A 6,569-nucleotide genomic window follows, 5' to 3' on the forward strand; every position below is an offset into this window, starting at 1 on the left:
TGCCAGTGCTCAAAATTTTCCGGCGTGAAATCATGGCTAAATCTCCGGATGTCTGTTGTGTCTTCTAATCATCTTCCGGCGCGGAATGCGCTGGGTCAACGGGTTTCCGCAGACGGGCCGGCAAGTGTTGCAAGCGTAGCAGCAGTCAGGGTGCAGACGGCAATCCAGCCAAAGTACCAGAATTTCCCGGCCAACAGGTTCTCGGCGTAAGACGCGGCGAATTGCGCTTTGCCTGCTGCCGCGATGGCAAAGGCCGCAGCACCGAAGACCGCGAAACCCGCGGCTGCCAGCCAGCGTGGCAGATGCAGCAGCCGGGCGGCTAGGGCCAGGGCAAGACCCGGCAGGGCGCCCAGCCAGATCACTTTGCCCGCCCACCAGGGATGTGCCCCCAGTCCTGCGGTCAGGTTCATAAAATGCGCCAGTTCGGCGGCTGCCAGAACGGCCGCAAGCGGCGGCAGGAGGCGGAGTATCTGTTGCATGTCCTTGATATTGAAGCGGCGGCCTGCGGCTTCCAGCGCTGATTACAGGTTTGTGAAGCTCCGGCGGCTTCCCTTGCGGCCCCGCGGCGGTCGTCTATATCAGGGCAGGATTTATGCGGAGGAGCCATCATGGGCGCCAAGACCCTGACCTGCCTGGCCTGTGCGCAGCTGAACCGGGTGCCGGAGGACAAGCTGGGCAAAGGCCCCAATTGCGGCAGTTGCGGCGCGGCGCTGATGCCGGGCAAGCCGGTGGATGTGGATCCGGCCATCTTGCAGAAGGCGGCGCAGAATGACGATCTGCCGCTGGTGGCCGATTTCTGGGCGCCCTGGTGCGGGCCCTGCCGGACGATGGCGCCGGAATTTGCCAAGGCTGCCAAGACATTGGGCAGCAAAGCGCGGTTGGTCAAGCTGAACACCCAGGATCACCCGTCCACCGGTGCGCGCTACCGGATCCGCGGCATCCCGACCCTGGTCGCCTTTGAGCGCGGCAAGGAGAAAAAGCGCCAGGCCGGCGCGATGCCGCAGGGCCGGATCGTCAGCTGGCTGCGCGGTTAGGCGCGGTTGCCGTAGGCCTGCCCGAGGACCGGCTGCGATTGCAGCCAGCAGCGCAAGGAAAGAACAGCAATAACCAGCACGGTCGCGCCCAGGCCGGCTGCTGGATACAGCAGCAGGCTCATCCACAGCGGCAGCGCGGCCACGAAAAACCCAAAGGCCGTTGCGCACATCCCGGTGATCATACCTGCGAACAATCCAGCCCAAACCATGGCAACTCCTTCTCCGGGAGCAATCTAGCCTGACCGCCCCAGTGTCTCTCAAGGCTATCTTGCGGGCAATTTTGCTTAAAAAAGGTTTAAAATGTGTCAACAAGCAGAGCGGCACAGCGCGAAAGGAAGGTGCGGGGCTATTTTGAGGTCAGCGCCACGCCGTCCTTGGCCTTTGGCATCTTGCCTTTGCCCTGCTCCAGAACATGGGCCAGTTCATGCGCCAGCAGTTCGGAATCCTTGGCGAATGCAGGCTTCATCACATAGATATTGTTGCCGACGGTGAAGGCTTTGGCCTTCAGTTCCTTGCAGACGTCCTTGGCATTGCCGCCGACATGCACCCTGACCTTGCCCAGATTGCCGCCGAAATGCGCCTCCAGCCCTTTGCGCAGATCGCCGGGCAGTTTCTTCTCCGAGGTGCCTTCGGGTTCAGTCTTGAGCTTCTTGCGCTTGGCCTTCTTGCCCTTGGTTGCCTCGACCTGTGCCTTCACCTCTTCCGGTTTCAAAGCCATGCGGGATCCTTTCCAACGCTTTACCCAACAGATGGCGCCGGGGCGCCTGCCGCGATGGTAGCGCAGAGCGGCGAAAAGGCGAAATGGAGAAGGGAGCGTAACGTCCTGCCCCTTGGGACGTGGCGCGCAGCGGCACGGCCCGCGCCTGACCTTCCCCCCGGGAAGGCGCATTCGCACCTCCCCAAGGTCAGGCGCGGGCCTTGTGCTGCGCTGGAAGAGCAAGAAGGCGAAACTACAAAGAGGTTTGCGCCGATGGTGAAGCTGCTCTGCTCATGCGTTGCTGCATAAGTTTAAGGCTGGCATTTGTTCAAACCTCGCATATTCAGCCACAGAAACGTGGCGATAGACACTTGGTTTCCGGTTTCTGACGCCGCCGGCTTAAAAGTGATTTTGACGGCAACAAGAGGAGCGTTGGTGTTGACCAGCCTGACGCCGGAGTTGATCTGAACCGCCGCCAGTTTCGCCTTGAGAGCGTTGAAATGCCGGGACCAATTTACCCGGCAAAGGGATTGAGCATCCTGCTGCAGGAAGTAGCCGGTGTCTGATACCGTAAACGTCAGCTCCAATGCGTTGCCGGCTGCTGCCCCGCCAAATTTTGAAGGGGCAGTTACCAGCGCTGAACTTGCAAGTTCAGCGCTGACGCCGGACTTTAGGCGCACCTCTTCAGCAGAAAGAGGAAATGCGGCCCCCAAGGCCAAACCCAAGAGCCACCGCTTCGGCATGATTACCGCACAAACTTCTTGTGCTTCAGGCGCTTGGGCTCCAGCGCGTCCGGTCCCAGGCGGCGCTTTTTGTCCTCTTCGTAGTCCTCGAAGTTGCCCTCGAACCACTCCACATGGGCATCGCCCTCAAAGGCCAGAATATGGGTGCAGATCCGGTCGAGGAAGAAACGGTCGTGCGAGATCACCACCGCGCAGCCGGCGAAATCGACCAGCGCGTCTTCCAGCGCCCGCAGGGTTTCCACATCCAGGTCGTTGGTCGGCTCGTCAAGCAGCAGCACGTTGCCGCCTTCTTTCAGCAGCCGCGCCATGTGAACCCGGTTGCGTTCACCGCCGGACAGCAGGTTCAGCCTCTTCTGCTGATCGCCGCCCTTGAAGTTGAACGAGGAGCAATAGGCGCGGGAATTCACCTGCGCGTCGCCCAGCTCGATGATCTCGGCACCGCCGGAGATTGCTTCCCACACGGTGTCGCCATCGTTCAGGTCATCGCGCGACTGGTCGACATAGGACAGCTTCACCGTGTCGCCATAGGTGACGGTGCCCGCGTCGGGCTGCTCCTGGCCGGTCAGCATCCGGAACAGGGTCGATTTACCGGCGCCGTTGGGGCCGATCACGCCGACAATGCCGCCGGGAGGCAGATCAAAGGACAGGCCTTCAACCAGCTGTTTGTCGCCGTAGTGTTTGGAGATGCCTTCGACGTCGATCACCTTGGAGCCCAGACGCGGGCCGTTGGGGATGACGATCTGGGCGCGGGTCAGCTTTTCGCGTTCGGACTGGCCGGCCAGATCGTTGTAGGCGTTGATCCGGGCCTTGGATTTGGCCTGGCGCGCCTTGGCGCCCTGGCGCATCCATTCCAGCTCGCGCTCCAGCGTTTTCTGCTTGGATTTGTCTTCGCGCGCTTCCTGCTGCAGGCGCTTGGCCTTCTGCTCCAGCCAGGCGGAATAGTTGCCCTCGTAGGGAATGCCGCGGCCGCGGTCCAGTTCCAGGATCCAGCTGGTGATGTCGTCCAGGAAATACCGGTCGTGGGTGACGCAGAGGATGGTGCCCTTGTAGTCGATCAAGTGCTGCTGCAGCCAGGCGATGGTCTCGGCGTCCAGGTGGTTGGTCGGCTCATCGAGCAGCAGCATTTCCGGCGCTTCCAGCAAGAGCTTGCACAGCGCCACGCGGCGGCGCTCACCGCCCGACAGGTTGGCGATCTCGGCATCATCCGGCGGGCAGCGCAGCGCCTCCATCGAGATGTCGATCTGGCTGTCCAGATCCCAGAGGTTTTCCGCATCAATGCTGTCTTGCAGCGCGGTCATCTCTTCCATCAGTTCGTCGGTGTAGTTCTCGGCCATCTCGACCGCGATCTGATTGAAGCGGTCGACCTTGTCCTTCTTAGCCTTGACGCCCAGCATGACATTTTCACGCACGGTCAGGCTTTCGTCCAGTTTCGGCTCCTGCGGCAGGTAGCCGACTTTGGCGCCCTCGGCGGCCCAGGCTTCACCGGTGAAATCGGTGTCGAGGCCTGCCATGATTTTCATCAGGGTGGATTTACCGGCGCCGTTGACGCCGACGACACCGATTTTCACGCCGGGCAGGAAGGAGAGGTGGATGTTTTCAAAGCATTTCTTGCCACCGGGGTAGGTCTTGGAGACACCCTGCATGTGGTAGACGTACTGATAGGCGGCCATGTGACTGCTCCATGATGGGGAAATTCTAGCTGGCTGGTGTGATAACGGATGGGCGGCGGCGGGGCAATGAGGGATGCGGGAGGCCGGAACCGGCGTCCGAACCGGGGCGGGACCGGCTGCCTCTTGCCCGACTCACCCGTCCTGGCCCACACTGATGGGCACCGGAAACTTCGGGGCGCCCCGGCTTGCCGCTGGCTGCGCCCAGACCTGACGATGCCGCCCTATCAGTGACTGTAGACACACCCGCGGCATCCAAGACCTGAGCCACAGCGGCCGGGGGGCCTTTCCTAACACAGGAGGACCCTTTGATGATCGCCTCACGCCTGAAACATCATCTGGAGGCACAAGGCCTGCCGTTCGGCACGGTCCGCCATCCCTATACCGCCACATCCGCAGAATGCGCCGAAAGTGCCCATGTGCCGGGGGACCATCTGGCAAAATCGGTGCTCATCCACATGGAGGAAGGCCCGGTGCTGGCCGTGGTGCCCTCCAACCAAACCGTTGATCTGCACGCGCTGCAATCCATGATGGACCGCCGCCTGGGCCTGGCGCCGGAATATGAGCTGAACCAGGTCTTTGATGATTGCGACCCCGGTGCTGCCCCCTGCGTGGGGCAGGCTTACCATGTACCGACGGTGATCGACGACAGCTTGACCGGCCTGGACAAAGTCTGGTTCGAAGCCGGCGACCACAAGACATTGGTGGAAATGAAGGGGAATGATTTCGATGCCCTGATGAAGGATGCGAAACACGGATCCTTCTGCACCATGCACTAACAGCCGTGCAGCAAAGGACTGCCGCCCCCGTGTCAACGGGGCGGCGCCTGATGCGGGTCAGAAATCGAACAGATCTTCCAGAAAGTTCTTCTTTTTCTTCTTATAAGGCTTCTTGCCGTAGCGCGGATCATAATCGCCGCCCCGCTCGTCATAGCGTTGCGGCTGCTGCTGCGGTGCGGCCTGCACCGGCTGTGCCGATCGCTCGATGATCTTGTCCAATTCGCCCCGGTCCAGCCACACACCGCGGCATTGCGGGCAATAATCAATCTCCACCCCGGCGCGGTCGCTCATGACCAGCTGGGTTCCGTCAATCGGGCACTGCATCTGCGTCTCCTTGCACAACTCCAGCGACTCAGGTGGGCAGCGCCGCAGCCCGGCACAAGACAACAGTGCCGTAAATTCGCGATATTTGCAGAATTCCGCCCATTCACACGGGGCTGACCCGTGGTAAGCTGGCCAAAAATCACAGCAAAAACCGCGGAGGCACACTTGAGCAGCAAAACCATTCAGGCCGGAATCCTGACCCTGATCCTCGCCAGTACACCCGCCTTTGGCGGCGAAGGCGGGGGCGGCGGCAGCCGGGACAGCGGCGCAAGCAGCGGCGGCGGCCAGCGCAGCGGGCTGAGTTCGCGGGCAACAAAAACCGTTGTCACGACGCTGACGCGCGGTTTTGGCCGCTGCGGGACATTGCCCAAGGTCTACAAATACGACTGCTACCGCCACACCTATAAACTGGCGGTTCAGCAGCTGGGCGGCAACCATGCCTATGCCGAAGCAACCAAAGCGCTGGTCCTGGTGCAGGACACGCTGACCCAGGCGGTCAACAGCAATCTGGACCCGGCGCAAAAGCCCAAGCGCAAGGGGTTGAATCTGTACCGTGCGGTAAAACCGGCTGCTGTGCCGCAGATCAAACGGCAGACCGAACGGGCGATGCAGCAGGCCGAAACCATCCTGCTGCGCTCGCCTGCGGACAAGCAGGTGCATTACGCCCGCATCGCCGAAGCGGTGAATTCCAACAAGGTTCTGCTGCGCTCAGCCATGCTGCCGGGGGCGGCGATCCGGCTGGCCTGGAGGCTGCTTAAGGCGGCGGTGCCGGCCTGACCGGGGCAGTGTCAGCGCACCACATGCACCGCGCAAGCGGCGTGGCGCACCACATGGCCGGAGGTCGACCCCCACAACAGATCCTGCATTGACGGGCGGTGCGATGCAAGAATGATCAGATCCGGCTGGTTCTGCTCGGCCCAGTCCAGAATAGTGCGGCCGGAATGGCCTTCAACCAGTTCTCCGCGGGCATTGGGCAGGGTCTTGGCCAGCCCGTCCAGTTCTGCCTGCAGCGCGCTGCGGGTGCCGTCCATGAAATCTGCCGGAATGTAGGAAATCGCATAGGCCGGAACCTGTTCGATCACATGCAGCAGCGTCACGTTGGCCCCCGGGGCGGACAGCAGCCGCGCCACTTTCAGCGGCCCGGTCACATCCCGCTCCGGGTCAAATGAAATCGGCACCAGGACATTGTGATACATAGCAAACCTCCATCGGTTGATGTTCCCGTCAATGATAGCCCTGCCGGTGGCATCCTGCCATGACCGGGGTCAAGGCAGGCGCCGTTTTGGGTGGGATTGGAAGACGCTAGGTGCCGAACACCTCGGCCA

General features: G+C 61.7%; 10 protein-coding genes. 3 read left to right on the forward strand and 7 right to left on the reverse strand.

The window, feature by feature from the left end; genetic code table 11:
* Window positions 1-95: 95 nt before the first annotated feature.
* The gene (locus tag A2I95_RS24585; RefSeq protein WP_291734085.1) at window positions 96-410 is read right to left on the reverse strand and encodes a hypothetical protein; all 315 of its coding nucleotides are present in this window, start codon (window positions 408-410) and stop codon (window positions 96-98) included.
* Between the two features lie 198 nt (window positions 411-608).
* Between A2I95_RS24585 and trxC the strand changes: the two genes are divergently transcribed.
* Window positions 609-1,034 carry a thioredoxin TrxC gene (gene trxC, locus A2I95_RS24590; RefSeq protein WP_027257706.1) on the forward strand — a complete coding sequence of 142 codons (426 nt, stop codon included), beginning with the start codon at window positions 609-611 and terminating at the stop codon, window positions 1,032-1,034.
* Here the strand turns inward: trxC and A2I95_RS24595 are convergent.
* The 4 genes from A2I95_RS24595 to ettA all read right to left on the reverse strand — a co-directional run bounded on the left by A2I95_RS24595 (window position 1,031) and on the right by ettA (window position 4,144).
* The gene (locus A2I95_RS24595) at window positions 1,031-1,216 is read right to left on the reverse strand and encodes a hypothetical protein (protein ID WP_156916812.1); all 186 of its coding nucleotides are present in this window, start codon (window positions 1,214-1,216) and stop codon (window positions 1,031-1,033) included. The genes trxC and A2I95_RS24595 overlap by 4 nt on opposite strands.
* A gap of 164 nt (window positions 1,217-1,380) precedes the next feature.
* Window positions 1,381-1,752, reverse strand: a complete 372-nt coding sequence (locus A2I95_RS24600) for a DUF4157 domain-containing protein (protein ID WP_027257707.1) — start codon at window positions 1,750-1,752, stop codon at window positions 1,381-1,383.
* Window positions 1,753-2,042: 290 nt separating this feature from the next.
* On the reverse strand, window positions 2,043-2,474 hold the full coding sequence (locus A2I95_RS24605) for a hypothetical protein (RefSeq protein ID WP_027257708.1): 432 nt from the start codon (window positions 2,472-2,474) through the stop codon (window positions 2,043-2,045).
* A 2-nt stretch (window positions 2,475-2,476) separates the two neighbouring features.
* Window positions 2,477-4,144, reverse strand: a complete 1,668-nt coding sequence (gene ettA / locus A2I95_RS24610) for an energy-dependent translational throttle protein EttA (protein WP_027257709.1) — start codon at window positions 4,142-4,144, stop codon at window positions 2,477-2,479.
* Between the two features lie 308 nt (window positions 4,145-4,452).
* Between ettA and A2I95_RS24615 the strand changes: the two genes are divergently transcribed.
* Complete coding sequence (locus A2I95_RS24615; protein ID WP_035919936.1) at window positions 4,453-4,920, forward strand: aminoacyl-tRNA deacylase; 468 nt, start codon at window positions 4,453-4,455, stop codon at window positions 4,918-4,920.
* A gap of 57 nt (window positions 4,921-4,977) precedes the next feature.
* Here the strand turns inward: A2I95_RS24615 and A2I95_RS24620 are convergent, their stop codons facing one another.
* Window positions 4,978-5,244, reverse strand: coding sequence for a zf-TFIIB domain-containing protein (locus tag A2I95_RS24620; RefSeq protein ID WP_291734094.1), 267 nt, complete (start codon window positions 5,242-5,244; stop codon window positions 4,978-4,980).
* 165 nt (window positions 5,245-5,409) lie between these two features.
* Between A2I95_RS24620 and A2I95_RS24625 the strand changes: the two genes are divergently transcribed.
* Window positions 5,410-6,021, forward strand: coding sequence for a hypothetical protein (locus tag A2I95_RS24625; RefSeq protein ID WP_291734095.1), 612 nt, complete (start codon window positions 5,410-5,412; stop codon window positions 6,019-6,021).
* Between the two features lie 11 nt (window positions 6,022-6,032).
* Here A2I95_RS24625 and A2I95_RS24630 read toward each other — a convergent pair whose 3' ends face one another.
* Window positions 6,033-6,440, reverse strand: coding sequence for a universal stress protein (locus A2I95_RS24630; RefSeq protein ID WP_134828926.1), 408 nt, complete (start codon window positions 6,438-6,440; stop codon window positions 6,033-6,035).
* Between the last annotated feature and the right edge of the window lie 129 nt (window positions 6,441-6,569).

It is taken from the genome of Leisingera sp. F5 (assembly GCF_001593695.1).

What these genes read in the sequence shown, in the direction of transcription:
- A2I95_RS24615 (WP_035919936.1), top strand. Translation starts at nt 4,453, where the DNA reads ATGATCGCCTCACGCCTGAAACATCATCTGGAGGCACAAGGCCTGCCG.
- ettA (WP_027257709.1), bottom strand. Translation starts at nt 4,144, where the DNA reads ATGGCCGCCTATCAGTACGTCTACCACATGCAGGGTGTCTCCAAGACC.
- A2I95_RS24620 (WP_291734094.1), bottom strand. Translation starts at nt 5,244, where the DNA reads ATGCAGTGCCCGATTGACGGAACCCAGCTGGTCATGAGCGACCGCGCC.
- A2I95_RS24630 (WP_134828926.1), bottom strand. Translation starts at nt 6,440, where the DNA reads ATGTATCACAATGTCCTGGTGCCGATTTCATTTGACCCGGAGCGGGAT.
- A2I95_RS24595 (WP_156916812.1), bottom strand. Translation starts at nt 1,216, where the DNA reads ATGATCACCGGGATGTGCGCAACGGCCTTTGGGTTTTTCGTGGCCGCG.
- A2I95_RS24605 (WP_027257708.1), bottom strand. Translation starts at nt 2,474, where the DNA reads ATGCCGAAGCGGTGGCTCTTGGGTTTGGCCTTGGGGGCCGCATTTCCT.
- A2I95_RS24585 (WP_291734085.1), bottom strand. Translation starts at nt 410, where the DNA reads ATGAACCTGACCGCAGGACTGGGGGCACATCCCTGGTGGGCGGGCAAA.
- A2I95_RS24600 (WP_027257707.1), bottom strand. Translation starts at nt 1,752, where the DNA reads ATGGCTTTGAAACCGGAAGAGGTGAAGGCACAGGTCGAGGCAACCAAG.
- trxC (WP_027257706.1), top strand. Translation starts at nt 609, where the DNA reads ATGGGCGCCAAGACCCTGACCTGCCTGGCCTGTGCGCAGCTGAACCGG.